The organism is Microbacterium sp. NIBRBAC000506063 (assembly GCF_017968845.1).
In the GTDB taxonomy this organism is placed as follows: domain Bacteria; phylum Actinomycetota; class Actinomycetes; order Actinomycetales; family Microbacteriaceae; genus Microbacterium.
In genome coordinates this window covers 2,189,167-2,214,535 of record NZ_CP072876.1, presented here as the reverse complement: position 1 = coordinate 2,214,535, position 25,369 = coordinate 2,189,167, and the positions used below count along the sequence as shown (strand labels likewise).

Annotated in this window: 15 protein-coding genes, 1 tRNA gene and 11 pseudogenes; 6 read left to right on the top strand and 21 right to left on the bottom strand. The window is 69.5% G+C overall.

Annotated features, from left to right (window positions below):
- Positions 1-104 precede the first annotated feature (104 nt).
- The 12 genes and pseudogenes from KAE78_RS12570 to KAE78_RS12515 form a co-directional block, all read right to left on the bottom strand.
- Positions 105-731, bottom strand: a complete 627-nt coding sequence (locus tag KAE78_RS12570) for a hypothetical protein (protein ID WP_223171069.1) — start codon at positions 729-731, stop codon at positions 105-107.
- A 34-nt stretch (positions 732-765) separates the two neighbouring features.
- Positions 766-836, bottom strand: a tRNA-Cys gene (locus KAE78_RS12565).
- A gap of 93 nt (positions 837-929) precedes the next feature.
- Positions 930-1,792, bottom strand: a pseudogene (locus KAE78_RS12560) (aldehyde dehydrogenase family protein).
- On the bottom strand, positions 1,789-3,300 hold the full coding sequence (locus KAE78_RS12555) for an aldehyde dehydrogenase family protein (protein WP_223171068.1): 1,512 nt from the start codon (positions 3,298-3,300) through the stop codon (positions 1,789-1,791). The pseudogene KAE78_RS12560 and the gene KAE78_RS12555 overlap by 4 nt, the downstream one beginning before the upstream one ends.
- A gap of 12 nt (positions 3,301-3,312) precedes the next feature.
- Positions 3,313-4,245 (bottom strand): deoxyribose-phosphate aldolase, encoded by a 933-nt coding sequence (gene deoC / locus KAE78_RS12550; RefSeq protein WP_317451928.1) that lies wholly within the window; start codon positions 4,243-4,245, stop codon positions 3,313-3,315.
- 64 nt (positions 4,246-4,309) lie between these two features.
- On the bottom strand, positions 4,310-5,248 hold the full coding sequence (locus KAE78_RS12545; RefSeq protein ID WP_223171067.1) for a sugar-binding transcriptional regulator: 939 nt from the start codon (positions 5,246-5,248) through the stop codon (positions 4,310-4,312).
- A gap of 267 nt (positions 5,249-5,515) precedes the next feature.
- On the bottom strand, positions 5,516-6,466 hold the full coding sequence (locus KAE78_RS12540) for a bifunctional riboflavin kinase/FAD synthetase (protein ID WP_223171066.1): 951 nt from the start codon (positions 6,464-6,466) through the stop codon (positions 5,516-5,518).
- Positions 6,463-6,855, bottom strand: a complete 393-nt coding sequence (locus KAE78_RS12535) for a hypothetical protein (protein WP_223171065.1) — start codon at positions 6,853-6,855, stop codon at positions 6,463-6,465. The genes KAE78_RS12540 and KAE78_RS12535 overlap by 4 nt, the downstream gene beginning before the upstream one ends.
- Before the next feature lie 64 nt (positions 6,856-6,919).
- Positions 6,920-7,821: pseudogene (locus tag KAE78_RS12530) on the bottom strand (IS982 family transposase).
- A gap of 111 nt (positions 7,822-7,932) precedes the next feature.
- Positions 7,933-8,301 (bottom strand): hypothetical protein, encoded by a 369-nt coding sequence (locus tag KAE78_RS12525; protein ID WP_223171064.1) that lies wholly within the window; start codon positions 8,299-8,301, stop codon positions 7,933-7,935.
- A pseudogene (gene truB / locus KAE78_RS12520) lies at positions 8,298-9,283 on the bottom strand (tRNA pseudouridine(55) synthase TruB). Before truB ends, KAE78_RS12525 begins: the two are co-directional and overlap by 4 nt.
- A gap of 53 nt (positions 9,284-9,336) precedes the next feature.
- Positions 9,337-9,999 (bottom strand): hypothetical protein, encoded by a 663-nt coding sequence (locus KAE78_RS12515; RefSeq protein ID WP_223171063.1) that lies wholly within the window; start codon positions 9,997-9,999, stop codon positions 9,337-9,339.
- A gap of 29 nt (positions 10,000-10,028) precedes the next feature.
- Between KAE78_RS12515 and KAE78_RS12510 the strand changes: the two are divergent.
- A pseudogene (locus KAE78_RS12510) lies at positions 10,029-10,930 on the top strand (A/G-specific adenine glycosylase).
- A 29-nt stretch (positions 10,931-10,959) separates the two neighbouring features.
- Here the strand turns inward: KAE78_RS12510 and KAE78_RS12505 are convergent.
- From KAE78_RS12505 to nusA, 6 genes and pseudogenes are all read right to left on the bottom strand, one after another.
- Positions 10,960-12,138, bottom strand: coding sequence for a helix-turn-helix transcriptional regulator (locus KAE78_RS12505; RefSeq protein ID WP_223171062.1), 1,179 nt, complete (start codon positions 12,136-12,138; stop codon positions 10,960-10,962).
- Positions 12,066-13,151 carry a hypothetical protein gene (locus KAE78_RS12500; RefSeq protein ID WP_223171061.1) on the bottom strand — a complete coding sequence of 362 codons (1,086 nt, stop codon included), beginning with the start codon at positions 13,149-13,151 and terminating at the stop codon, positions 12,066-12,068. The genes KAE78_RS12505 and KAE78_RS12500 overlap by 73 nt, the downstream gene beginning before the upstream one ends.
- Before the next feature lie 136 nt (positions 13,152-13,287).
- A complete protein-coding gene (rbfA, locus tag KAE78_RS12495) occupies positions 13,288-13,719 on the bottom strand; it encodes a 30S ribosome-binding factor RbfA (RefSeq protein ID WP_223171060.1) in 432 nt (143 codons plus the stop codon).
- Between the two features lie 59 nt (positions 13,720-13,778).
- Positions 13,779-16,515 (bottom strand): annotated as a pseudogene (gene infB, locus KAE78_RS12490) (translation initiation factor IF-2).
- 59 nt (positions 16,516-16,574) lie between these two features.
- Positions 16,575-16,846: pseudogene (locus KAE78_RS12485) on the bottom strand (YlxR family protein).
- A gap of 99 nt (positions 16,847-16,945) precedes the next feature.
- Positions 16,946-17,931: pseudogene (nusA, locus tag KAE78_RS12480) on the bottom strand (transcription termination factor NusA).
- Between nusA and KAE78_RS19875 the strand changes: the two are divergent.
- A pseudogene (locus tag KAE78_RS19875) lies at positions 17,855-18,719 on the top strand (alanine:cation symporter family protein). The pseudogenes nusA and KAE78_RS19875 sit on opposite strands and share 77 nt — an antisense overlap.
- Positions 18,635-19,611: pseudogene (locus tag KAE78_RS19870) on the top strand (alanine:cation symporter family protein). Before KAE78_RS19875 ends, KAE78_RS19870 begins: the two co-directional pseudogenes overlap by 85 nt.
- 42 nt (positions 19,612-19,653) lie before the next feature.
- Here the strand turns inward: KAE78_RS19870 and KAE78_RS12470 are convergent.
- Positions 19,654-20,696 (bottom strand): annotated as a pseudogene (locus KAE78_RS12470) (TIGR00730 family Rossman fold protein).
- A gap of 118 nt (positions 20,697-20,814) precedes the next feature.
- A pseudogene (locus KAE78_RS12465) lies at positions 20,815-22,569 on the bottom strand (proline--tRNA ligase).
- 237 nt (positions 22,570-22,806) lie between these two features.
- Between KAE78_RS12465 and KAE78_RS12460 the strand changes: the two are divergent.
- Positions 22,807-23,271 (top strand): hypothetical protein, encoded by a 465-nt coding sequence (locus KAE78_RS12460; RefSeq protein WP_223171059.1) that lies wholly within the window; start codon positions 22,807-22,809, stop codon positions 23,269-23,271.
- A complete protein-coding gene (locus tag KAE78_RS12455) occupies positions 23,253-23,732 on the top strand; it encodes a hypothetical protein (RefSeq protein WP_223171058.1) in 480 nt (159 codons plus the stop codon). The genes KAE78_RS12460 and KAE78_RS12455 overlap by 19 nt, the downstream gene beginning before the upstream one ends.
- Before the next feature lie 131 nt (positions 23,733-23,863).
- On the opposite strand, the gene KAE78_RS12450 is transcribed toward KAE78_RS12455, so the two are convergent.
- Positions 23,864-24,634: an isocitrate lyase/phosphoenolpyruvate mutase family protein gene (locus KAE78_RS12450; protein WP_223171057.1), complete on the bottom strand. Its 771-nt coding sequence runs from the start codon at positions 24,632-24,634 to the stop codon at positions 23,864-23,866.
- 63 nt (positions 24,635-24,697) lie between these two features.
- Here KAE78_RS12450 and KAE78_RS12445 point away from each other — a divergent pair, with 63 nt between their 5' ends.
- Entirely contained in the window at positions 24,698-25,333 is a 636-nt protein-coding gene (locus KAE78_RS12445; RefSeq protein ID WP_223171056.1) for a pyroglutamyl-peptidase I, read from the top strand.
- Positions 25,334-25,369: the final 36 nt, after the last annotated feature.

Here is a 25,369-nt window from a genome sequence, read left to right as displayed (position 1 = left end):
TTGTGGCGTGCGCCAGGACTGCGGGCAGCAGCTCGCACCGCCCGTGCCGACAGCGCACGGCACCGAGGAATCGAGCCTGCGTCCAGTTTACGCCATCGGGGCGCTCAGTCCCAGATCATCGCGACGGCGTGGTCGGCGTATTCCGGAATCTCCACGTTCAGCCACTGGGTCGCGATCCACACGTTGTCGCGCAGGACGTACTCCCCACCCTGACGGAAGGTGCCGAATTCGTCGTCGCCGCCCTCGAGCAGGAACGTGCACCGGGTCTCGGCATCGGTGGCCGCCGCGCACGCGAACTCGTTCGCCTGCGCCTCGGTGAGGAGCGCGGACGCCTGCTCCGGTGTCACGAGCGCGACCGTCGTCGCGATCCCCACCTCGGAGGGAGTCCCCCATGTGCAGCGCAGCGCGGGCACTGTCTCGAGGAGGTCGAGCGCTCCGGGAAGCTCTGCGGACGGCATGGTGAGCCCCGGGTCGTTCAGCGGGAGGTTCGCGGACTCCATGTCGGCGGTGAAGGCCTCGTCGAACACCTCGCCGCAGTCGCCGGGCAGCGCGATCTCCTCCGGCTCGGCCGGGAGGCTCTCACTCATCGACGGCGTGGGCGAAGGCTCAAGGGTCGGTTCGTCGGTCGGAAGCGGTTCGGGTTGACAGCCCGTCAGAAGCACCACCAGCGCGGCGACAGCGACGAGCCCTCCCGCTCGTGATCGCGCGGCGGGATTGTCGATGAGGTCCATGCTTCGACCCTAGCGACACACTCACGCGCAAGAGAGGTGCGTACGGGATTCGAACCCGTGTCCACGGCTTTGCAGGCCGCTCCCTGACCACTCGGGCAACGCACCAAGACGCATCGAGCCTATGCGCGTCCTGGCCGCGAGGGGCGAGTGTTACGGCTGTAGTCGGCACTGTATCGCCGCTCCCGACCGCGGCCGCCTCTACACCAGGCTCTTCGTGTGCCAGACGGTCTTCGTCTCGGTGAAGGCCGTGATCCGGTCCACGCTCAGCGGCACCGAGGCCGTGTCGGGCTCGGGCGCGAGCACCCGCTTGAGGGTGTCGGCGGCGGCGATCTGAAGGTCGACCCAGTCGGTCTCCGCCGCCCCGGCGAGGTCGATCGCGTTGACATCGGCGTGCGAGGCCAGCCACGGGGCGATCTCGGCGGGCGAGCCGGTGAGCACATTGACGACGCCCCGGGGACATCGGATGTCGCCAGCACCTCGGCGAGGCTGATCGCGGAGAGCGGATGCCGCTCGCTGGCGATCACGACGACGGCATTGCCGGTGACGAGCGCCGGGGCGATGACCGAGACGAGTCCGAGGAGCGCGGTGTCCTGCGGCGCGACGATCGCGACGATGCCGGTGGGTTCGGGTACGGAGATGTTGAAGTAGGGCCCGGCGACGGGGTTGGCGTTCCCGGCGACCTGCGCGTACTTGTCGCACCAGCCCGCATACCAGACCCACCGATCGATGGCCTCGTCGACCTGGGCGCCGGCGGCGGAAGCGCTCACGCCCTCCTGCGCGACGATCTCGTCGACGAACTGCGCACGGCGCCCCTCGAGCAGCTCCGCGATGCGGTAGAGCACCTGGCCGCGGTTGTAGGCGGTCGCCCCCGACCACCCCTTGACCGCGGCACGGGCGGCCACGACGGCGTCGCGGGCGTCCTTGCGCGAAGCCAGAGCGGCGTTGGCGAGGAAGTCGCCCTTGGCGGAGAGCACCTCGTAGGTGCGGCCGGACTCGCTGCGGGGGAACTTCCCGCCGATCGCGAGCTTGTAGGTCTTGGGGATGCTGAGGCGCTTGCTCATGCTCGTGCTCCCTTCGCGGTGCTGCGTTTCGTCTCTGCGTTTCGACTCGCCTTCGGCTCGCTCAACGACCGGGAGGCCGGCTTGAGGTACGCAGCCAACCCGTGGCGTCCGCCCTCGCGGCCGTAGCCGGACTCCTTGTAGCCGCCGAAGGGGCTCGACGGGTCGAAGCGGTTGAAGGTGTTGGCCCAGATGACACCGGCGCGCAGCTTGTCGGCCACGGCGAGGATGCGCGAGCCCTTGTCGGTCCAGATCCCTGCCGAGAGGCCGTAGGGGGTGTTATTGGCCTTGGCGATGGCCTCGGCGGGCGTGCGGAACGTCAGCACCGACAGCACGGGCCCGAAGACCTCTTCCCGCGCGATGCGGTGCGAGGCCTCGACGCCGGTGAAGATCGTCGGCGCGAACCAGAAGCCCTTGTCGGGGATGACGCAGTCGGCGCTCCAGCGCTCGGCGCCCTCCTGCTCGCCGATCGCGCTGAGCTCGCGGATGCGGTCGAGCTGCGCGGCGGAGTTGATCGCCCCGATGTCGGTGTTCTTGTCGAGCGGATCGCCCAGCCGCAGGGTCGACAGGCGCGACTTGAGACGGTCGATGACCTCGTCGTGGATGGACTCCTGCACGAGCAGGCGGCTGCCCGCGCAGCACACGTGCCCCTGGTTGAAGAAGATGCCGTTGACGATGCCCTCGACGGCCTGCTCGAGGGGCGCGTCGTCGAAGACGATGTTGGCGGCCTTGCCACCGAGCTCGAGGGTGACCTTCTTGTGCGTACCGGCGACCGCCTTGGCGATGTCGCGACCGACGCCGGTCGAGCCGGTGAAGGCGACCTTGTCGACATCCGGATGCCGCACGAGCGCCGCGCCCGCGGCTCCCGCTCCGGTCACGATGTTCACGACACCGGGAGGCAGGTCCGCCTGCTGGAGGATCTCGGCGAACAGCAGCGCCGACAGCGGCGTGGTCTCGGCGGGCTTGAGCACGACCGTGTTGCCCGCGGCGAGCGCCGGGGCGATCTTCCACGCGAGCATGAGCAGCGGGAAGTTCCACGGGATGACCTGACCGGCCACACCTAGTGACCGCGGGTTCGCGCCGAGCCCGGCGTGATCGAGCTTGTCTGCCCATCCGGCGTAGTAGAAGAACCAGGCCGCCACGAGCGGCACGTCGACGTCGCGGCTCTCCTTGATCGGCTTGCCGTTGTCGAGGCTTTCGGCGACGGCCAGCTCGCGAGCGCGCTCCTGCACGAGACGGGCGATGCGGAAGAGGTACTTGCCGCGGTCGCGGCCGCTCATCTTCGACCAGACCTTGTCGTAGGCGCGACGTGCCGCCGCGACGGCGCGGTCGATGTCCGCCTCGTCGGCCGCGGACACGGTGGCGATCACGGATTCGTCGGACGGCGAGATCGTCTGGAAGGGCGTGCCGCCGCCGCCTGCGAACTCGCCATCGATGAAGAGGCCATAGCTCTCACGGAGGTTCAGGATCGCCTTCGACTCGGGAGCCGGTGCATATTCCAGGAATGACATGTTTTCGTTCCCTTAGTCGATCGTGACGTAGTCGGCACCGGAGTAGTGACCGGTGGTGATCTTCTGACGTTGCAGGAGCACGTCGTTGAGCAGGCTCGAAGCGCCGAAGCGGAACAGGTGCGGCTGCAGCCATTCCTCGCCGGTCGTCTCGGCGACGGTGACGAGGTACTTCACGGCATCCTTCGACGAACGGATGCCGCCTGCAGGCTTCACCCCGATCCTCTCCCCCGTGAGGCGATGCCAGTCGCGCACGGTCTCGAGCATGAGGAGCGTCGTCGGCAGCGTCGCCGCCGGCTGCACCTTGCCCGTGGAGGTCTTGATGAAGTCGCCGCCGGCGAGGATCGCCAGCCACGAGGCGCGCTTGATGTTGTCGTAGGTGTTCAGCTCGCCGGTCTCGAGGATGACCTTGAGAGAGGCGTAGGTGCCGTCGGCGCGTCGGCAGGCCTCCTTTACCTGCACGATCTGATCGAAGACCAGACCGTAGTTGCCGGTCAGGAAGGCGCCGCGGTCGATGACCATGTCGATCTCGTCTGCGCCTGCGGCGACGGCGTCGGCCGTGTCGGCGAGCTTGATGTCGAGCGATGCGCGGCCGCTCGGGAAGGCCGTGGCCACCGCGGCGACCGAGATCGCGCCGTCATCCGGGTCGCCGTGCGCGGCGCCGAGCGCGTCGACGGCGTGCCCGACCATGTCGCCGTAGACACAGACCGCGGCGACGGGCGGGCAGGTCGGGTCTGCGGCATCCGGATGCTTCGCCTTCGACACGAGGGAGCGCACCTTGCCCGGTGTGTCGGCGCCCTCGAGGGTCGTCAGGTCGATGAGCCGGATGATCTTCTCCAGCGCCCACTGCTTCGAGCTCGTCTTGATCGAGCGGGTTCCGAGAGAGGCCGCGCGCTGCTCGAGCCCGACGGCGTCGACGCCGGGAAGCCCGTGCAGGAAACGCCGCAGCGTCTGCTCATCGGGGCGGCGCCGAGCACCGCCAGGGCGCTGCTGCGGCTGGTTTCCTTGACCGTCACTTCTCCTCCAACAGGACTCGGGCCGTCATCTCATCGGTCACCAGGACGCTGCACAGCCCGCTGGTCACGACTGTACGCGCAATGTCGTACTTCGCGCCGCCCATGGTGACGAAGATCGAGGGGGTCGTCGCCTCGCGCAGGCGATCGAGGCCGACGCCGACCGTGCGGGCGTCCAGCTGCGGATCGACGATGTTGCCGTCGGCGTCGATGTAGCGGCCCAGCACGTCGCCCACGGCGCCCCTGCGGCTGAGCTCGTCGATGTCGTCGGGGCTGAGGTAGCCGTTCTCGATGTGCGCCGAGGAGTGGTCGCAGGGGCCGGCGGAGAAGAGGAGCACCTGCGCGCGGGCCGCGGCGTCGAGGATGCCGGCGACGGTGCGATCGGACTCGATCGCCTCCTTCGTCTCGACCCTTTCGAGGATCGCGGGGCTCGGCAGCAGCGTCGCCTGCCCTCCCCCGCGCTGCGCGATCGTCATGGCGACGGATGCCGCGCCGCCCGAGCGCCGGTTGAGGCTGACTCCGCCGTTGAGCTGCACGACGGAGATGCCGGTCGCCCAGTCCTCGGGAAGCGCCTCGGCCACCGCCGCGAGGGTACGCCCCCAGCTCACACCGAGCACGCGCGGCGTCGGGCGAATCGCGGCGAGCAGGTCGGCAGCGGCGACGGCCACCCGCTCGAGTGTGCTCTCGGAGTCTTCGGAGACCGGCACGATCGCGGCGCCGGCGAGGCCGAATCGTGCGCTCAACTCTCGTTCGAGGCTCAGCAGGCGCGCCCGCGGATGCACGATCTCGATGCGCACGATGCCCTCTTCGCGGGCGCGGGCGAGGAGTCGCCCGACCTTCCATCGCGAGATCTTCAGGAGTGCGCCGACTTCGGCCTGGGACTTGCCCTGGTCGTAGGTCAGTTCGGCCACCCGGACCATCAGCAGCTCGTCGTCCATGCGCACCTCCTTCAAGACCAGCCTAGGCGCGCACCGCCATCCGCGCACCAGCATGCGCATATGAGCACGAGCAGTGCATCCCCGCGCTCAACACCCGGCGTGCGCAACACAACCCCGCCCCCGGTCGTTGAGCGAGGCGCCCTTTCCGGTCGTTGAGCGAGGACGCCGAAGGCGACCGAGACGAAACGCCCTGGCGTCGATCGCGGACACGCCAAGGCGTTTCGTCTCGGTCGCCTCCGGCGGTGCTCGCTCAACGACCGGACATGCTCAGGGCCGGGCGGCGAGCACTTCGCGCGCCTCGACGACGTCGGCGCTCATCTTCTCCTTGAGCGCTTCGATGCCCTCGAAGGCGACCATTCCGCGCAGACGCTGCGCGAACTCCACCGTCACGCGGTGCCCGTAGAGGTCGAGGTCGTCGCGATCGATCACGTGCGCCTCCACCTGACGGGTGAGCACATCGTCGAACGTCGGGTTCGTGCCGACCGAGATCGCCGCCGGATGCCGGATGCCGGTGTCGTGGTCGTCGAGCCAACCTGCGTACACGCCGTCGGCCGGGACGATCGCATCCGTCAGGGGCGACAAATTCGCCGTGGGGAACCCGAGCTCCCGCCCGCGCTTGTGCCCGTGCACGACCTCGCCGCGCACCGCCACCGGTCGCCCGAGCACCCGCGCAGCCCCGGCGACATCGCCTTCGGCGAGCAGCTCGCGGATCCAGCTCGACGACACGCGACGCTCCAGGTCCGGGAGCAGGACGTCCTGGATGACGTCGATGCGAAAGCCGTGCTGCGGGCCCAGCTCTGCGAGCAAAGCCGGGTTTCCCGCGCCGCCGCGACCGAAGCGGAAGTCGTCGCCGACGAGCACTGTCGTCGCACCGAGCGCGTCGACAAGATAGCTCTGCACGAACTCCTCGGGCGCGAGTGCAGCGAACTCCTCGTCGAAGGTCAGCACCAGCGTCGCGTCCAGTTCGAGCTCCGCGAGCAGTTCGAGCTTGGTCTCCAGGCTCACGATGCTCTCGGGGCAGAGCTCCGGGCGCAGCAGGGCCAGCGGGTTGCGGTCGAAGGTCACGGCGACGGCGCGGGCACCGGATGCCGCGGCATCCGATCTCAAGCGCTCGATGACGGCCTGATGCCCGACGTGCACACCGTCGAACTTGCCGATCGCGACGGCCGAGGGGCCGAAGTCCGCGGGGATCTCCGCGCGGTCGCGGAAGACGATCATGCCCCGGCCTTCTGCGGGCGATGCGAGACCAGCCACCAGATGCCGAACACCGGCAGGACGAGGGGGACGAACAGGTACCCCATGCCGAACCACGACCACACCGAGGCATGGGCGAACAGGGCGGGGCTGACCAGGCTCAGGGTGCCGACGACGAGCACGCCGGTCAGCTCGAACACGATCGCGATCCAGGCGACGGTGTACCAGCCGGGCCTGTGCGCGAGGATGAGCGCGAGCGTGGCGAGGATGTAGACGACGGCGGCGACCGCCGAGAGCGTGTAGGCCAAGGGCGCGGCGTCGAAGTCGCGCACGATCTGCACGAAGGAGCGTCCGGTCGAGGCGAGGGCCATCACGGCGTAGACGATCACCAGGACGCGGCCGATGCCGGTCATCCGAGGGCGCGAGGAAACGGTGCTCATAGCGCCTTCCATCCTAGATGAGTGAGTCCGTTTGCTTTCAGTGGTCGTAGGCGATGAGGGAGCGTTTCGCTGGCACGCCTCTGAGCCAGTTGTGCCAGATGCCGGCGGCGAGGGCGAGGAGGCGTGCGGCGATGCGGGAGTAGACGCCCGCTGGTGTGCGGCCGCCGTGCTGTTCGAGGGTGAGCTGTCCCTTGAGGGTGTCGAACACCGACTCGATCCATTGCCGGATCCCGCCGAGGCGCCCGAACCGGGGTTCTCGTCTTTGCGGTCGGGGCGGACCAGATGCGCGCCGAGGTCATCGGTGACGAAGGTCTCGAACTCTTTCCCGGCGAAGCCCTTGTCGCCGACGATCACCTGCCCCGGCGCGATGAGGTGCCGGTCGTGATCGAGCATCGCGGTGGCGGCCTCGCGTTCCCCGATCTTCGGGTTCGCGAGCCCCCAGATGATCGGCATGCCGTCGGGAGCGCAGACGAGGTAGAGCCGGAGACCCCAGAAGAACCGGGAGTGGGAGGCGCAGTAGCCGTAGCCGGCGTGCCCGGCCAGGTCGGAGCGTTTCACGGTCTCCCGGGACGCCCCGCACGGCACCGGGGTGGAATCGATCAGCCGGGTCACTTCGTTCCACGACGGGGTATCGCGGGCAAGTTCGGTGATCACCGCTGACAGCAAAGCAGTGGACTGGCGGACACGTTTCCCCCATCCGGACTGCTTCGGGATACCCGGGAACATGCCTCTCAGGTGAGCGCGGGCGTGCCGGATCCATTTGCGGTCCGATGCGATCCCGAGCAGGTGCTGCGCGACCAGCAGGCAGAGCAGCTCGACATCGTTGAGCGCCGGCTTTCGGCCCGGCGTGTGGTCGCGCGAGCAGCCGATCGCCGGGAGGATCCGGTCATCGAGATGGACGTAGAGTGTGACAAGGAGGGTGTTGAGGTCGGTTTTCACACACAGGGCTTAACGCCCTCCGCCCTCGTTAACAGCGTCCACGCCGCATCAGAGCCGATCAGGGCAAACGGACTCACTCATCTAGGCGGGCGGCGGACCCTCGCCGCGCGCTCAAGCGATCTGGATCGTCCAGATGACGTGCATGCGCCAGACCATGATGGCGATAGCGAGAGCCACCACGCCGAGGATCACGGTGCTCCAGCGACTGCGCTCGATGAGCGCCCAGATGACGCCGCCGACCGGGAGGATCACGGCAGAGACCAGATAGACCCAGTACTCCAGCAGATCACCGGTGGGCGGATTGCCGGCGAAGGGCGCGATGATCGCGATCACGACCTGCACGATCAGCAGCAGCTCGACCAGCGCCAGACTCCCGACGCTCAGGTCGCTCGGGCGGCGCCCGGCGAAGCCGAGCACCAGGCAGAGGATCCCAGCAGCGATCGCCACGGCGATCTGCACGACCGTGAACCAGAGAATCATCGAGCCTCCTCGGGCATGTTCATCGCGCTCTTCAGATCATCGCCGCGTCGCTCCACGATCCCCACGAGCAGCTCGTCCGGATCGATCGCCGCCGCGTGACGCCCCGTCAGGCGATGCGCCTGCCCGGTGAGCCGCTTGCCGTGGCGCAGATCGCGCGCCTCCTCCGCGGTCACCTCGATCGCCCCGAGGACATCGGATGCCGCCTGGGCCGGCGTGAGCAGGGCAGCATCCGCGAGATCGTCGAGGCCCGCGGCATCCGACACCGTGAACGGACCCACCCGGGTGCGGCGCAGCGCCGTCAGATGCCCGCCGACGCCGAGAGCGGCCCCCAGATCACGAGCGAGCGCACGGATGTAGGTGCCCGAAGAGCAGTCGACGATCACGTCCAGGTCGAGGAACTCGGCTGTCCTTGGGTCTTCGGGCCCTTCGACAGGCTCAGGGACCGAAGACGCGGGCCCTTCGACGAGCTCAGGGACCGAGGACGACCCAGGGACCGGGGAAGGCCCAGGGACCGAAGTCCGTCGCGCGAGCACCTCGAAGCGCGAGACCGTCACCTCGCGCGCTTGGAGGGTGACCTCCTCCCCGCGCGCACCCGGTCATAGGCGCGACGCCCGTCGACCTTGATCGCCGAGACCGCGCTCGGCACCTGCGAGATGTCGCCGGTGAGCGCCGCGATCTCCTCCGCGATGCGCTCCGACGTCACGGCTTCCCACGCGTCGGCGGGGGCATGGGCGAGCGTCTCGCCCTCGGCGTCGTCGGTCGTCGTCGAGGCGCCGAGCCGGATGGTCGCCTCATAGGTCTTGTCGGCGCCGACGACATAGGTCAGCAGCCGCGTCGCGCCCTCGATGCCCAGCACGAGCAGCCCCGTCGCCATCGGATCGAGCGTACCGGCGTGCCCGACCTTGCGGGTGCCGAAAGCCCGCCGTGTGCGGGCCACCACGTCATGACTGGTCAGGCCGCCGGGCTTGTCTACGAGCAGGATGCCGGGGTTGTCACTCCCTCAGCCTAATGGGGGTGCGTCCCGGCCGACGGCGCTCAGGCGCACTGCTCGTAGGGCGGCTCGAGGAGCGTCGTCACGACCACCGCGAAGGCCTCCTCGGCATCGGGCGCGTACTGGAAGAAGATTGCGGCCTCCCCCTCGAACGGCACCCGCATCCACGTCGAGCCGTCGCCGATCGAGGCCTCTCCCTCCTCGGCCTGCGGATACTCCGCACGCACCTGCTCCTTCGTCGCGCCGATGCCCAGGCCGGCGGCGGTCACCGGGCCGACGGGTGTCACCGCGTCTGCGGGGACGGACACGGCGACGAGCGAGATCGGCGCGCTGTCGTCCTGCGCATCCTGGGAGAAGGACGCCGTGTAGCTCGCATCCGGAGCGTTCCAGTACGCCAGATACGCGCACTGCTCGTCGTTGTTCCACCCCTCCGGCAGCTCGCCCAGCGTCGCCGCGAAGTCGCCGCCGATGACCACCGGGCCGATCCCGGCGTCGTCGATCAGCCAGGTCGACGGATCCTCCGGAGCGGCAGCGGCCCCCGGGTCATCGGTCAGCACCGGATCGGGTTCGATCGGCGTGGTCGGTGCGGGCGATCCCGCGGAGCATCCGGCCAGGGCGACAGCGGCCAGTGCGGCCGCGATCATCACGCTCGCTCGATGTGTACGCATCGTCTCGTTCTCCTTGCCCTCGTACCCGGGCGGCAGCACCCCGGAATGTCCGCCTAGGCTGAAACATGATGACTCCGGATGCAAGGCACTCAGCAAGCGCTCAGAATGCGCTTGCCGCCTGGTACCGCGAGAACGCGCGGGATCTGCCGTGGCGCCGCGCGGAGTTTCACACCGAGTTCGGAGCCTGGGGCACGCTGGTGAGCGAGTTCATGCTGCAGCAGACGCCCGTGAACCGGGTGATTCCGCACATGGAGGCGTGGCTCGCCCGCTGGCCCAACCCCACGGCGCAGGCGGCGGCGACGCCCGCCGAGACCGTGACGCAGTGGGCGAACCTGGGCTATCCCCGCCGCGCGCTCTGGCTGCGCAGCGCCGCGGTCGAGATCCGCGATCGGCACGACGGCGTCGTCCCGCGGGATGTGGGCTCCCTCCTCGCACTTACCGGCATCGGCGACTACACCGCCCGTGCCGTCGCCGTCTTCGCCTACGGAGAGCACCACCCGGTCGTCGACACCAACACCCGCCGCGTGCTCGCGCGGGCCATCGACGGGCGGTCTCTGCCCGCCCGCCGGCGCGGCGCGACCTCGTCGCGATGGAGTCCTTCCTCGAGGCGATCGAGGAGGACTCGACGGTGCTGAACGCCGCGACCATGGAGCTCGGGGCGACCGTCTGCACCGCCAGGGCGCCCCGCTGCGAGGCGTGCCCGATCCAGACCATGTGCGCCTGGCGCGCCGCGGGCTATCCCGACACGGGCGACACCCGACGCCGTCAAGCCCGCTACGAGGGCTCGGACCGGCAGGCCCGCGGAGCCGCCCTGCGCACGCTGCGGGCTGCGGCCCCAGAACCCGTCGCCCTGGACGCGGTTCTGCACGACTGGCCGGATGCCGCACAGCGCGATCGCGCGATCGACTCCCTCATCGCGGACGGCCTCGTCGAAGCCTCCGAAGGGCTCCTCTCGCTGCCCCGGGCGTGACGCTCCCGGGTCGCCGCGGCATCCGACGCTCAGACGTGGTGACCGGTGCGGTACGCAAGGACCGTCAGGCTCGCGCGGGTGCGCACGTCGAGCTTCGTGCAGGCCCGGCCGGCATGCACCTCCACCGTGCGCACCGAGACCTTCAGCCGGTCGGCGATCTCACGGTTGCTGGCGCCGCCGGCGATCAGCATGGCCACCTCGAGCTCCCGCTCGGTCAGCAACGGCGCCCACGCCATGCGGCAGCGCTCGAGCGGATCACCCGCCGGCAGCGTCGGTATCGGACCGGTCTCGACACGCAGAGAGGCCGCCTCCGCCTCCGCCAGCCGGGTGAGGCGTGTGTCGACCGCACGCACCCAGGCTCCAGCCCCTGCCTCGGCGAACAGGCTCTGGGCGACCCGCAGATGACGCCGCCCCGAGGCGAACTCCTCGCGCAGCACATAAGCGGTGCCCAGCAGGGCCTCGACGCGCGCACGTTCGAAGGGAGAGACGATCGCCCGGCCAGAGTCGGCGACGCTGCGCAGCTCCGGCTCCCAGGAGCCGCCCCGCGCCGCACGCACGACCTCGCGCAGACGGCGGGCCTCGGCCGCATCCGGAGGCTCCCACGACACCGGCACGCTCAGCGGGCCGACCTCGTCGAGCCCCGGCAGCGCGAAGCAGCCCTGCACCGCGCCACGCTCCTTCCAGAGCGACATCTGCACCGCCGCGGCATCCGTCTCACCGGCGAGATAGGCGCTCAGCGCACGATCGACCAGCTGGTCGATGCGCATCGTCGGCGGCAGGACTTCCGCGAGCGCCCGCGACAGGACTCCGATACGACCGTCGACGGCCAGTTCGAGACGCCGGGCGAGGGCGACGCCCAGACCTGCGAAGGGAAGCGCCACGGGATAGCTCGCCGCGGCGAGCGAGAGCGCGTCGCGAGCCGCCCGGAGATCTCCCTGCCACAGCCACAGCAGCGACTCGGCCACCGCACGATAGGCCTGGACGATCGGTGTGCGCTCGAACCCCGCGGCGAGCGGATCGGTGCCCACCTCGTCGAGCGCATCGCTGTCGCGGAGGAGGCGGATGCCGGCACTCGTGTCTCCTTCGAGTCCTGCGCGCAGCGCACGGTAGACCGTGCCCGAGAGCAGACCGACGCTCACCGGCTCTTCCGGATCGGGCATCTCACCGAGGAGGAACAGCGTCCAGGCCTCGGCCGGGTCACGACGCACGCGCCCCGAGGGTTCCCTGACCGCGGCATCGCGGGCACGGGCCAGCCACTCCCGCGCCTCCGTACGGCTGCCGCGCTCGGCGCAGAGCCCGGCCACGAGTCCGGCCGCGTGGCCCACGACGCCCAGTTCTTGTCGCCGTCCGCCCCCGGATGCCAGCGCAGCAGCTCCATCGTCGGGGCCAGCCCCGAACGGAGCGTCTTGGCCACCGACAGCGAGGGCAGGAAGCTCCAGCGCCGGGACGGATGCGTCGCGCCGATCGTCTCGAGCAACTCGACGGCGTCGTCGAGGCACCCGGCGGCCAACGCCGCATCCGCCGCGATCGCACGAGCGCGGGTCAGGTCGTCGCCACGGGCGCGGGCACCGGCCTCACGGGCGATGCGGAACGCGCGTGCAGATTCACCGCTGCGGGCGGCCGCGTCGGCGAGCCCGATCAGCTGCGGGACCACGCACGGATCGCCGCCGAACTCCGTCAGGCAGCGATGCCACGCCGCACGGTCGGAATCGCCCAGGCGTCCGTACGCCTCGGCGAGCCGCGCGTGGACCACGGTGCGCTCCTCCAGGGAGGCCGTGCCGTGCACCCAGATGCGCGTCCGGGCGTCGGAGAAGGCGAAGCGGCCGGCCGCGAGGGTGACCAGAGCGCTCACCCTGCTGGTCACGAGCTCCTCGATCGAGCGTCCGAAGCCGAGGAGGATCCCGTCGAGACGATCGTCGACGCACACGGAGGCGGCCAGGAGCACCTCGCGCTCCCAGCCCTCCAGCTCGATGTCTTCGAAACGCAGGCGAACCGAGTCGGTCAGCGGCAAAGGATCGGGAAGGAACCGCCCTCCGGAACGCTGGGAGGCAGAGAGGATGCGGGCGGTCTCGAGCACGGCGCGCGCGTCTCCGGCGAGCGCTGCCGACAGGGCGCTGGCGACATGCGGAGCCACCGTCAGCCCATCGTCGCGCAGCAGCGTCAGGACATCATCGAGGGTGATGAGCGGTCGTTCGAGGAGCGAGACAGTGGGCATGCCCATCTGCGGCCTCGACGTCGCTTCTTTCACCCGGCCCTCCGATCCCCCTGATCCGAATGTGAAAGTCAAGCTACTTTACATATGTTTCGAGGATGATCAAAGCCCGGATGCCGTGGTGCCGGCGCCTCCGCGCGGCGCGCTACTCCTCGTCCGCCTCGCGCGGCGCGACATAGGGGTCGGCATCGCCGGCGTACTGCGCGCCGGCGGCGAGACCAGCCACGGCCTCATCGCGCTCGCGCGCTTCGCGCAACAGCTCGGCGATGTGCCCCGCCGTCTCGGGGAGGGCATCCGGGATGAACTCCAGCGAGGGGGTGAGCCGGGTGTTGAGCTGCTTGCCCACCTCGGTGCGCAGCAGGCCGGTGGCCGCCTTCAACGCCGCCGCCGAGGAGGCGCGCTCTTCGTCGGTGCCGAGCACCGTGTAGAAGACCGAGGCGTGCTGCAGATCGCCGGTCACACGCACGTCGGTGATCGTCACATAGCCCAGTCGCGGGTCGCGCAGGCCCTTGTCGAGCCGCTCGGCCAGGATCACGCGGATGCGGTCCGCGAGGCGTGCCTGTCGTTCTCCAGCCATTTCCTTCTCCTTCGTGACGAATGAGGGGCGCCCGTGGGCGCCCCTCACCGATCCATCGATCAGACTCGCGGCTTCTCGACGAGCTCGGTCGTCTCGATCTCGTCGCCGACCTGGATGTCGTTGAACTTGCCGAGGCCGATACCGCACTCGTAGTCGGTGCGGACCTCGGTGACGTCATCCTTGAAGCGACGCAGCGACTCGATGGCCAGGCCATCGGCGACCACGACGCCGTCGCGGATGATGCGCGCCTTGGCGTTGCGCGTGATGGTGCCCGAGCGCACGATACATCCGGCGATGTTGCCGAACTTCGAGGAACGGAACACCTCGCGGATCTCCGCCACGCCCGACTGGACCTCTTCGAACTCGGGCTTGAGCATGCCCTTGAGCGAGTTCTCGATCTCGTCGATGGCGGCGTAGATGACCGAGTAGAAGCGCACGTCCACGCCCTCGCGGGCGGCCGCTTCGCGGCCTTCGTGTCGGGGCGGACGTTGAAGCCGACGATGATCGCGTTGTCGATCGTCGCCAGGTTCACATCCGACTCGGTGATCGCGCCGACGCCCCGGTGGATGATGCGCAGCTGCACCGAGTCGTCGACCTCGATCTTGAGGAGCGACTCCTCCAGGGCCTCGACGGCACCGGACACGTCGCCCTTGATGATGAGGTTGAGCGTCTCGACCTTGCCCTCTTCGAGTGCGCGGGTGAAGTCCTCGAGCGAGATGCGCTTGCGGGCCTTGGCCAGCAGGGCGTTGCGCTCGACGGCTTCGCGCTTCTCGGCGATCTGACGCGCCATGCGGTCTTCCTCGGTGACGATGAAGACGTCGCCGGCGCGGGGCACGGAGTTCAGACCCTGCACCTGGACCGGACGCGAGGGGGCGGCCTCGGTCACGGCGTCGCCGTTCTCGTCGAGCATCGCACGCACGCGACCGTAGGCGGTGCCGGCGACGATCGCGTCTCCGACCCGGAGGGTTCCCGACTGGATCAGCACCGTCGCGACCGAACCACGGCCCTTGTCGAGCTTGGCCTCGATGGCGACACCGCGGGCAGCCTTGTTGGGGTTGGCGGTGAGGTCGAGCCCTGCGTCGGCGGTCAGCAGCACGGCGTCCAGAAGCTCCTGGATGCCGGTGCCCTGGCGGGCCGAGACATCCACGAACAGGACGTCGCCGCCGTACTCCTCGGCGACCAGCCCGTACTCGGTGAGCTGCTGGCGCACCTTGGCGGGGTTCGCCTCGGGCTTGTCGACCTTGTTGACCGCGACGACGATCGCAACGCCCGCGGCCTGGGCGTGGTTGAGCGCCTCGACCGTCTGCGGCATGATGCCGTCGTCGGCCGCGACCACGAGGATCGCGATGTCGGTGACCTGCGCACCACGGGCACGCATGGCGGTGAACGCCTCGTGACCCGGGGTGTCGATGAAGGTCAGCGCGCGCTCGATGCCCTCGTGCTCCGTCCATACCTGGTAGGCGCCGATGTGCTGGGTGATGCCGCCGGCCTCGCCCTCGATGACGTTGGTCTGACGGATCGCGTCGAGAAGACGGGTCTTACCGTGGTCGACGTGACCCATGACAGTGACGACCGGCGGGCGGATCTCGAGGTCGTCCTCGTTCTCCTCCTCCAGCTCCTTCTCGAGGTCGAGACCGAAGCCCTCCAGGAGCTCCTTGTCCTCGTCCTCGGGCGAGACCATCTGGATCTTGTAGCCGAGCTCTTCGCCGAGCACCTCGAAGGTCGCCTCGTCCAGCGACTCGGTGGCCGTGGCCATCTCGCCGAGGTTGAAGAGGATCGTCACGAGCGTGCCGGGCTGGACCGTGTAGCCGTTCAGCGCCTCGAGCTTGTCGGCGAAGTCGGCGATCGATGCACCGCGACGCAGGCGGATGATCTCGCCGTTGCCCTTCTGGACGTTGACGCCGCCGACCTGCGGGGCATCCCGCATCTCGAACTCTTGCCGCTTCGCCCGCCGCGACTTGCGCTGCTTGGACTTGCCGCCACCCTTGCCGAAGGCACCTGCCGTGCCGCCGCCGGGACCACGACCGCGACCGCCGCCACCACCGGGACGACCGCCGAAACCGGGGCCGCCGCCAGGGCGCTGCTGGAAGCCGGGACCGCCGCCACCGGGACGACCGCCGCCACCCGCGCCGCCGGGACGCTGCTGGAACGGTGCGCCGGGACGACCGCCCTGACCGCCGCGGGGCCGCCGGGACGGGGCGAACCGGGACGCGGAGCGCCCGGACGCGGGGCACCGGGACGCGGCGCCTGGGGACGCGGGATGTTGCCCGGGGTCGGGCGCTGGCCCATGCCCTGGGCGGATGCGAAGGGGTTGTTGCCCGGACGCGGACCGGCGGGACGCTGGCCCATGCCCTGGGAGGACGAGAAGGGGTTGTTGCCCGGACGCGGGGCACCGGGACGCGGCGCCGGCGCGGGAGCCGAACCGCCTTCAGCGGCGGCGGGCTTGGCCTCGGCTGCCGGAGCGGCCTCGGCTGCCGGAGCGGCCTCGGCCGCGGGTGCCGGCTCGCTCGCCGGCGGTTCGGCCGGTGCGGGCGCGGCGGGCTTGGCCGGGCCGGGCTTGGGTCCGGGCTTGGCCGCGGCGGGCTTCTTCGGCGCCGCCTTCTCGGCGGGCTTCGCCGCCGGCTTGGCCGACTCGTCGGCCTCGATCGCCGCACGCAGCTTGCGCGCGACGGGCGGCTCGATCGTCGAAGAGGGACTCTTGACGAACTCGCCGATCTCCTTCAGCTTCGCAAGCGCGAACTTGCTGTCGACGCCGAGTTCAGCGGCGATCTCGTGTACACGTGGTTTGGCAGCCACAATTCTCCTGTCTGGGTCGGTCTACCCAGGCAGGGCAGACCACTAGTCGCGGACGGGTCTCATCTCGAGCCGTTCACTTTGTTTCCATAGCCGTTCAGCCGTTTCTCGATGGTCTGCGTGTCCAAAGGCTCGGACACACGGAGTGCTCGTGCGAATGCACGACGCCGCAGCGCGGCCTCCATGCAATCCGCGGTCGGATGCACCCACGCGCCCTTCCCGGCAGACTCGCCCGTTCATCGACGATGAGGGAGGAATCTTCCGCGACCACCCTCAGCAGGGCGGATCGGGGCGCACGTTCGCGGCATCCGACACACGTTCGTACGGGTTCCATCTTACCCCTCCGCGCCGTGAGAGACTTCGACTCGGTCGCTGCGCGTCCTCGCTCAATCTTGAGTCGATGCCGCATCAACGCCCTCCGGGCATTGATCCGTCACGACTCAAGGATCGAATCGGGCTGGATGTCGATCTTCGCACCGGTCAGCTTGGCGGCCAGACGCGCGTTCTGACCTTCCTTGCCGATGGCGAGCGAGAGCTGGTAGTCGGGGACGAGCGCGCGCACGGCCTTGGTGGTCGCATCCAGCACGAAACTGGAGGTGACCTTCGCCGGCGAGAGCGCGTTGGCGACGAAGGTCGCCAGATCCGGGTCGTGGTCGACGATGTCGATCTTCTCGCCGGCCAGCTCCTCGGTGACCGCGCGCACGCGACGACCGAGTTCGCCGATGCAGGCACCCTTGGCGTTGATGGAGGGGTCATGGGCGACCACGGCGATCTTCGTGCGGTGACCGGCCTCGCGGGCCAGCGAGACGATCTCCACGAGCCCCGTCGCGATCTCGGGGACCTCGAGCGCGAAGAGCCGGCGGACAAGACCGGGATGCGTGCGCGACACGGTGATCGAGGGCCCTTGGCGCCCTTGGCCACGCTCGTGACGTAGACGCGGATGCGGGAGCCGTGCGCGTAGTCCTCGCCCGGCACCTGCTCCTCGGGCGGGAGGATCGCCTCGACCGAGCCGAGGTCGACATGGATCATCTTGGGGTTGGGGCCCTGCTGGATGACGCCGGCGACGATGTCGCCCTCCTTGCTGCGGAACTCGCCGAGCACCGCATCGTCGGCGACGTCGCGCAAGCGCTGGTTGATGACCTGCTTGGCGGCGAAGGCGCCGATGCGGCCGAAGTCCTCAGGCGTGGCCTCCGCCTCCCCGATGACGGCGCCCTCCTCGTCGAGGACGGGTTCCATGACCGCCACGTGACCGGTCTTGCGGTCGAGTTCGACGCGCACGCCCTCCAGAGGCGCACCGTCAGCGGAGACGTGCTTGGTGTAAGCGGTCAGAACGGCCTGCTCGATGATGCTGACGAGCTCATCGAAGGGGATGCCCTTCTCCTTCTCGATCGTCTGCAGAAGCCTCAGCTCGATGTCCATGACACTCTCCTCTATTCAGCTCTCATCCGCACACGCTCGCTGCGGATATCCGTACTACGGTACCGGATGCCGCGGTGGGCGGGAACTCGCGCACCGCGCGAGGAAGACCGCTCCTTCCGGCACCCCGGAAGGCCGACCCCTGCCGCTCGGCGCGGATCTTCGCCATACTTCGCGCATGGACGTCATCGCAGACATTCTCGGAAGCTTCCAGAACAACCTCTGGACCTGGGTGCTCGCGCCACTCGTCGCGGGCGTGGGGCTGTATCTCAGCATCCGGACCGGGTTCATCCAGTTCCGCTGGATTCCAGAGATGCTCCGCACGGTCACCGACCGCTCCCCTCTCGACGAGCACGGCAGACCGCAGTCCATCTCGGCGTTCCAGGCGTTCACCGTGTCGGCCGCCTCCCGCGTCGGCGTCGGCAACATCGCCGGTGTGGGCACCGCGATCGTCGTCGGGCGGGGCCGGGGCGATCTTCTGGATGTGGCTCATGGCACTCATCGTCGGAGCGACGAGCCTGTTCGAGTCCTCGCTCGCCCAGCTGTTCAAAGTGCGCGAGAAAGGCTCGTTCCGCGGCGGCCCGGCGTACTACATCGAGAAGGGCCTGGGCAAGCGCTGGGGCGGCATCGTCTTCGCCATCGCCCTGCTCATCTGCTTCCCTTCGCCTTCAACGCCCTGCAGGCGAACACGCTCTCGCGAACCATCGTGGGCGTCACGGGAGGCGAGACCTCGCCGGCGTGGATCCCCTTCGTGGTCGGCGGCGTGGTCGCCACGCTCACCGCACTGGTGATCTTCGGCGGCATCCGACGCATCGCGACGATCTCGCAGGCGGCGATCCCGGCCGTCGCCTTCGCCTACCTCATCATCGGGATCATCATCGTCGGCATCAACGCCGAGCACCTGCCCGCCGCCGCGGCGTCGATCTTCACCGACGCGTGGGGACCGAACCAGGTGATCGGGGCCACGCTCGGCGTCATCATCATGGAGGGCGTGCGCCGAGGGATGTTCTCGAACGAGGCCGGCCTCGGCTCGGTGCCGAACGCCGGAGCCACCGCCGCGGTCACCCACCCGTCAAGCAGGGACTCGTACAGACCCTCGGCGTCTACTTCGACACCTGGCTGGTCTGCTCGATCACAGCCTTCATCATCCTCGTCTCCGCACCCGACCTCGCCACCGCGGAGCGCGGCGTGTACCTGACCCAGAACGCCCTCGCCAGCGCCCTCGGCGACTGGACCGGCATCCTGCTGGCCGTGATCATCTTCGTGCTCGCCTTCACCTCGGTGCTGGGCAACTACTACTACGGCGAGTCGAACATCCAGTTCATCACCTCGAGTCCGCGCTACCTCACGATCTTCCGCTGGTTCGTGATCGTCGCGGTCTTCCTCGGCTGCATCGCCGGCGCCGACCTGATCTGGAACCTCGCCGACGGCGTCATGGGGTTCATGGCCCTGATCAACCTCGTCGCCGTGCTGCTGCTCTCCCCGATCGCCTTCAAGCTCATCCGCAACTATTCACGGCAGCGCAAAGAAGGCAAGGACCCCGTCTTCACCCGCGATCAGCTGCCCGAGGTCAAGGGCATCGAGTGCTGGGAGGACGAGATCACCGTCACCGGTCCCCTGGGCGTACTGACCAAGGAGGATCGCGACGAGAAGCACCGCGACCGTCTCCACACGGAGGACTGACGGGCCGCGACGACCACCGATGACGGCGAGGGATGCCGCTGATCAGCCGGCGGCATCCGACCCGAAGTCGTTGATCGCGCGGATCAGGTGGTGCAGCGACCCGATGTGCCGCTGCTTCGGCACGAGCACGAGCCGCGGCAGATCCGTCTTGTCACGGCCGGCGACTTCTTCAGGCAGCGCCTCGGTCCGGGCGATCCCGCCCTCGGCACAGACGCCGGAGAAGCGCTCGTTGAGCTCGGCGAGCTGCGCGTCGGTGGGTGCCTGCCTCATCCGGAGCACGAGCCTGTCGCCGACCCATCGCAGCGAGTCGTAGTTGCGCCAGAATCCGGTGATCTCGGCGACGGCCTCCTCGACCGAATCCGTGACCAGCACGCGCTCGAAGTCGTCGGGAGAGATGACGCCCGCGGGCACCATGTGCTCGTGGACGTAGCGCTCCAGGCCCGTCCAGAAAGTGCCGCCCGGCTCGTCGAGCAGGACGATCGGCACCGGCACGGCCTTGCCGGTCTGCTGCAGCGTCAGCAGCTCGAACATCTCGTCCAGCGTGCCGAAGCCCCGGGCAGGCACACGAACCCCGACGACTCCTTGACGAGCATGAGCTTGCGGGTGAAGAAGTACTTCATCTCGACGCGCGGCGCATCGGCGACGATGTCGTTGGGCTTCTCCTCGAAGGGCAGCTGGATCGACACGCCCAGGGACATGTCGGTCCCGGCGCCTTCGGCCGCGGCCTGCATGATCCCCGGGCCCGCGCCGGTCACGACCATCCAGTCCTGGGCGGCGAGCGCCGCGGCGACATCGCGCGCCCGGTGATACAACGGCGAGTCCATCTGCGTGCGCGCCGAGCCGAAGACGGTCACCTTGCGCCGGGAGGCGAAGGGACGGAAGAGCGCGAAGGCCTCGCGCATCTCGGCGATCGCGGCCGAGGTGATCTTCAGATCCAGCCGCGAGGTGCCGTCGGTGCCGAGCATGACCCCGGTGGCGAGGATGCGGGCGATGAGCGCCTTGTTCGCGGTCACCCCCGCCTCGTCGAGCAGGACGCGGATCGCGTCGGTCACCTCGGGCGGCAGGGAATTGCTCTCATCCGTCATGCCTCCACCCTTTCACGCCGGATGCCGGCGAGCGCGTTCACCCGCCGACTTCCTCTCCCCCGCTCCGTGCTCTCGAGTGCACACCTTCGATGAAGGCCTGAGGCCTGCGCGCTCCGGCTCAGCGGCCGGTCAGGCGCGCCACGGCATCCGATACGGCGACGACCTCGCGCTCCCCGTGCGGCGATCCCACAGCTCGACCTGCCCCTCGGCGGAGCCCGCCCGGCGATCACGATCTGCGGCACCCCGATGAGCTCGGCGTCGCCGAACTTCACGCCGGGCGACACCTTCGGGCGGTCGTCGAAGAGCACCTCGAGTCCGGCGGCTTCGAGATCCGCCGAGAGCCGGGCGCCCAGGTCGAAGGCGACCTGATCCTTGCCCGTGGCGACCACGTGCACGTCGAAGGGGGCGACGGATGCCGGCCAGAGGAGGCCCTTGTCGTCGTTGTTCAACTCGGCGAGGATCGCCAGGATGCGGGTGACGCCGATGCCGTACGAGCCCATCGTGACCGTGACGAGCTTGCCGTTCTCGTCGAGCACCTTCAAACCCAGCGCCTCGGCGAAGAAACGCCCGAGCTGGAACACATGACCGATCTCCATGCCGCGGGCCAGCTCGACCGGGCCGGAGCCGTCCGGCGCGGGGTCCCCGGCGTGCACGTCCGCGACCTCGACGAAGCCGTCGGCCGTGAAGTCGCGGCCGGCGACGAGGGAGTGCACGTGCTTCTGATCGATGTTCGCACCGGTGATCCACGACGTGCCGTCCACGACCCGGGGTCGAGGAGATAGCGGATGCCGGTCGCCGACTCCTCGCCGAGGATCGGGCCGGTCTCGGACCAGGGGCCGATGTAACCGCGGACGAGCAGCGGATGCCGCTCGAAGTCCTCGTCCGTGGCGGGCTCGACGTCGGCGGGCGCGAAGGCGACCTCGGCGCGCTTGTCATCGACGTCGCGGTCACCGGGGATGCCCACGACGACGACCTCGCGGGCGCCGCTCGGGTGCGTGAGGGCGAGGACGACGTTCTTGAGCGTGTCGGCGGCCGTGTATTCGCCGCCGAGGACCGCGTTGCTGTGCGCGACGAGCGTCTCGATCGTCGGGGTGTCGGGCGAGTCGAAGATCTCCGGCGCGGGCAGCCCGTCGAACGGGGTCGGTTCGGGAACCACCGTGGTGAACGCCTCGACGTTGGCCGCGTAGCCGCCGGCCGAGCGGACGAAGGTGTCTTCTCCGATGGGCGTCGGATGCAGGAACTCCTCCGAGCGCGCGCCACCCATCAGGCCGTTGTCGGCGTTGACGATGACGTACTCCAGGCCGAGCCGCTGGAAGATGCGCTCATAGGCGTCGCGCTGCGCCTGGTACGACGCCTCGAGGCCCTCATCGCTCGCGTCGAACGAGTAGGCGTCCTTCATCGTGAACTCGCGGCCGCGGAGCAGGCCCGCGCGAGGGCGCGCCTCGTCGCGGTACTTGTCCTGGATCTGATAGATCGCCAGCGGCAGGTCCTTGTACGAGGAGTACAGGTCTTTCACGAGGAGCGTGAACATCTCCTCGTGCGTGGGCGCGAGCAGGTAGTCGGCATCCTTGCGGTCCTTCAGACGGAAGATGCCGTCGCCATAGGCCTCCCAGCGACCGGATGCCTCGTAGGGCTCGCGCGGAAGCAGGGCCGGGAAGTGCACCTCGTGCGCGCCGGCGTTGGTCATCTCCTCGCGGATGATGCGCTCGATCCTCGCCTTGACCTTCAGCCCCAGCGGCAGCCAGGTGAAGATGCCTGGCGCGGCACGGCGGATGTAGCCTGCGCGGATGAGCAGCTTGTGGCTGCGGACCTCGGCGTCTGCCGGGTCGTCGCGGAGCGTGCGGAGGAAGAAGTTGGAGAGACGTGTGACCACGGTGCCAGTCTAGTGAGGCGCGTCGGCTCGTCAGCACCTGACCGCGGCGGTCTCATTTGTTGCGGCATCCGATGCCTGAAGGCCACCACGAATGAGACCGGCGCTCGTCGGTGTCTCACAAAACGCGACCTCCGCGGCAAGACACCCGCAACAAGTGAGACCGACAGGAGAGGCGGAAAGCGCGGGATCGGCTTTGAGACGATCCGCCGGCATCCGACACTGGAGAGTATGGAGCCCATGACCCCACGACGCGTCCTCGCGATCGCCGCCGCCCTGCTGAGCGCGACGGCGCTGGTGTCCTGTGCGGGTGGCATCGCCGGCGCCCCGACGAGCCCTCCCGGCGACGGGACGCAGCTGGGCGTGTCGACCGCGTACCACGCGACCGTGCTCGACGACGGGAGCGGACCGGAGCTGTGCCTCGGCGGTGTCATGGAGTCGCACCCGCCCCAGTGCGGCGGTCCTGCGCTCACCGGCTGGGACTGGAGCGACTGGGAGGGTCACTACGAGGAGGCCTCCGGGGTGCGCTGGGGACGTTCTGGGTCGCCGGCTACTACAACCCCTGGGAGTCCACCATCGCCGTGGAGGACGCAGAGCCCGCGGAAGAACATGACTGGCCCGACACGAGCGGTGTCGGAGAGGTCGACTTCACCTCGCCCTGCCCCGAGCCCGCGGGCGGCTGGCGCGTGCTCGACCCCGCGCTGACCACCGAGGAGAGCATGGAAGAGGTGCTCATGCTCGCCGAGACGCTCGCCGGCTACGCCGGCGCCTGGCTCGATCAGTCGCCCAACCCGCTGAACAATGCCCCGCTCGGCGAGGACGACGACGAGAACCTCCGCATCGAACTGAGCATGAACGATCCGGAGCTGCTGATCATCAACGTCAAGACGACCGGCGACGTCGCCCGGACCGAGTCGGCGCTCAGGGATCGCTGGGGCGGCATGCTGTGCGTCAGCGCCGCCGAGCGCAGCGAATCCGAGCTGCGCGGGATCGTGGAGAAGATCACCGCCGAGCGCTCGGACCTCCTATCCTCCTGGCCGGACACCACGACGAGCACGATTCACGTCGAGGTCATCTTCGACAACGGATCGATCCAGCAGGATCTCGATGAGCGCTACGGCGTCGGGGCCGTGCAGGTCAGCTCTGCGCTTCTCGCGTGGCCGTGAACCGCGCGCTCGGCATCCGACGTCCTTGGTCATCCCGTCAGGAGTGTTTCGACTCACTCGCGCTGCGCGCGGGCTCGCTCGACCTGACCCGGCTCGCCTCAACGCGCTGCGCGCAGTGAGGCGCAGCCGCGTCAGTTCAGCGCCCGCGTCCCCTCGGGGATGACGCCGTCGGCGTACAGGCTGCTCGCGACATCCTGCAGCGCCGTGAGCGCCACACGCTGGGTCAGCGGGCCATAGGAGATGCGGGCCACACCCAGCGACTCGTACTCGTTCGCGGCGAGTGCGCCCGGAAGCCCGATCACACTGACCTTGCCGTAGCCGATCCCCTCGACGAGCGTCTTGGTGGCCTCCACGTCGAGGATGCCCGGGACGAAGACGCAGTGCGCGCCGGCGTCGAGGAACGCCCGGCCGCGCTCGACGGCATCCACCAGCGACTCGGACAGCGGACGGTCGCCGCCCCGCACGATCGCATCGGTGCGGGCGTTGAGCACGAAGGGCACGCCCTCGGCCTCGCCCGCGCGCACGATCGCCTCGACCACGGCGACCGAATCGGACAGTGGCTTCAAGCGATCCTCGACGTTCGCGCCGACGACGCCGGCGCCGATCGCGAGCCGCGTGGTCTCCCCCGCGTCGCCGTAGCCGTCGTCGAGGTCTGCGGAGACCGGGAGGTCGACGGCGGCGGCGATGCGCCCGACCATGTCGATCATGAGCTCACGCGGGATCTGACCGTCGGGAAACCCGAAGGTCGAGGCGATCGAGTGGCCGGCCGTGGCCAGCGCGGTCGTCTCGGGGAGGTCGGCGATCGCCTTCGCCGAGACGACGTCCCACACGTTCACCACGCGGAGGATCTCGGGAGCGTCATACAGGCGGGCAAGGGTCTGGGCTTTCTCGACGGTGCTCATGACTCCCACGCTAGCGGCGTCGGAGCCGGAGGGGGACGGGGTTGACAGAGATAGTCTGGCTCGATGACCACCGTGCTCCTCACCGGATTCGAGCCCTTCGCCGGCGACGCGCACAACCCTTCCGGCGAGGCGGTCTCGCTCGCGGCGACGCAGTGGACCGGCCCGGAGCGACTCGTCACCGCCGTGCTGCCGGTGACGTTCGCGGGCGCGGCCGAGGAGCTCTCCCGGCTCATCGACATGCACGGCCCGGATGCGGTGATCGCGACCGGTCTCGCCGGAGGCCGCGCAGCGGTCAGCGTCGAACGCGTCGCGGTGAATCTGCTGGACGCGCGCACCCCCGACAGCGCCGGCGCGCAGCCCGTCGACGCGGAATCGGTGCCGGGAGGACCTCCCGCCGTCTTCACCTCGCTGCCCGCCAAGGCGATCGTGCGGGAGATGTCGGATGCCGGCATCCGCTCGGAGCTCTCCCTCTCCGCGGGCAGCTTCGTCTGCAACCACGTGTTCTTCCGCGCCGCGCTGTGGGCCGCCGCCGCGGGGCGCCGCGCCGGGTTCGTGCATGTGCCGTGGGCGACCGGGCAGGCGCCGGGCGGGCAGCCGGAGATGCCGCTGGACGCGATCGCGCGGGCGCTCGAGATCGCGGTGCGGACGACACTCGACACGGCGGAGGACGACGTGGTGCCCGGCGGGGCGCTGCACTGACGGCGCCTGCGCGGAAGGAGAACGGATGCGGGAACT

What these genes read in the sequence shown, in the direction of transcription:
- KAE78_RS12450 (WP_223171057.1), bottom strand. Translation starts at nt 24,634, where the DNA reads ATGAGCACCGTCGAGAAAGCCCAGACCCTTGCCCGCCTGTATGACGCT.
- KAE78_RS12545 (WP_223171067.1), bottom strand. Translation starts at nt 5,248, where the DNA reads ATGGACGACGAGCTGCTGATGGTCCGGGTGGCCGAACTGACCTACGAC.
- KAE78_RS12570 (WP_223171069.1), bottom strand. Translation starts at nt 731, where the DNA reads ATGGACCTCATCGACAATCCCGCCGCGCGATCACGAGCGGGAGGGCTC.
- KAE78_RS12555 (WP_223171068.1), bottom strand. Translation starts at nt 3,300, where the DNA reads ATGTCATTCCTGGAATATGCACCGGCTCCCGAGTCGAAGGCGATCCTG.
- KAE78_RS12460 (WP_223171059.1), top strand. Translation starts at nt 22,807, where the DNA reads ATGACCCCACGACGCGTCCTCGCGATCGCCGCCGCCCTGCTGAGCGCG.
- rbfA (WP_223171060.1), bottom strand. Translation starts at nt 13,719, where the DNA reads ATGGCTGGAGAACGACAGGCACGCCTCGCGGACCGCATCCGCGTGATC.
- KAE78_RS12535 (WP_223171065.1), bottom strand. Translation starts at nt 6,855, where the DNA reads ATGACCGGCATCGGCCGCGTCCTGGTGATCGTCTACGCCGTGATGGCC.
- KAE78_RS12525 (WP_223171064.1), bottom strand. Translation starts at nt 8,301, where the DNA reads ATGATTCTCTGGTTCACGGTCGTGCAGATCGCCGTGGCGATCGCTGCT.
- KAE78_RS12445 (WP_223171056.1), top strand. Translation starts at nt 24,698, where the DNA reads ATGACCACCGTGCTCCTCACCGGATTCGAGCCCTTCGCCGGCGACGCG.
- KAE78_RS12540 (WP_223171066.1), bottom strand. Translation starts at nt 6,466, where the DNA reads ATGATCGTCTTCCGCGACCGCGCGGAGATCCCCGCGGACTTCGGCCCC.
- KAE78_RS12500 (WP_223171061.1), bottom strand. Translation starts at nt 13,151, where the DNA reads ATGGGCATGCCCACTGTCTCGCTCCTCGAACGACCGCTCATCACCCTC.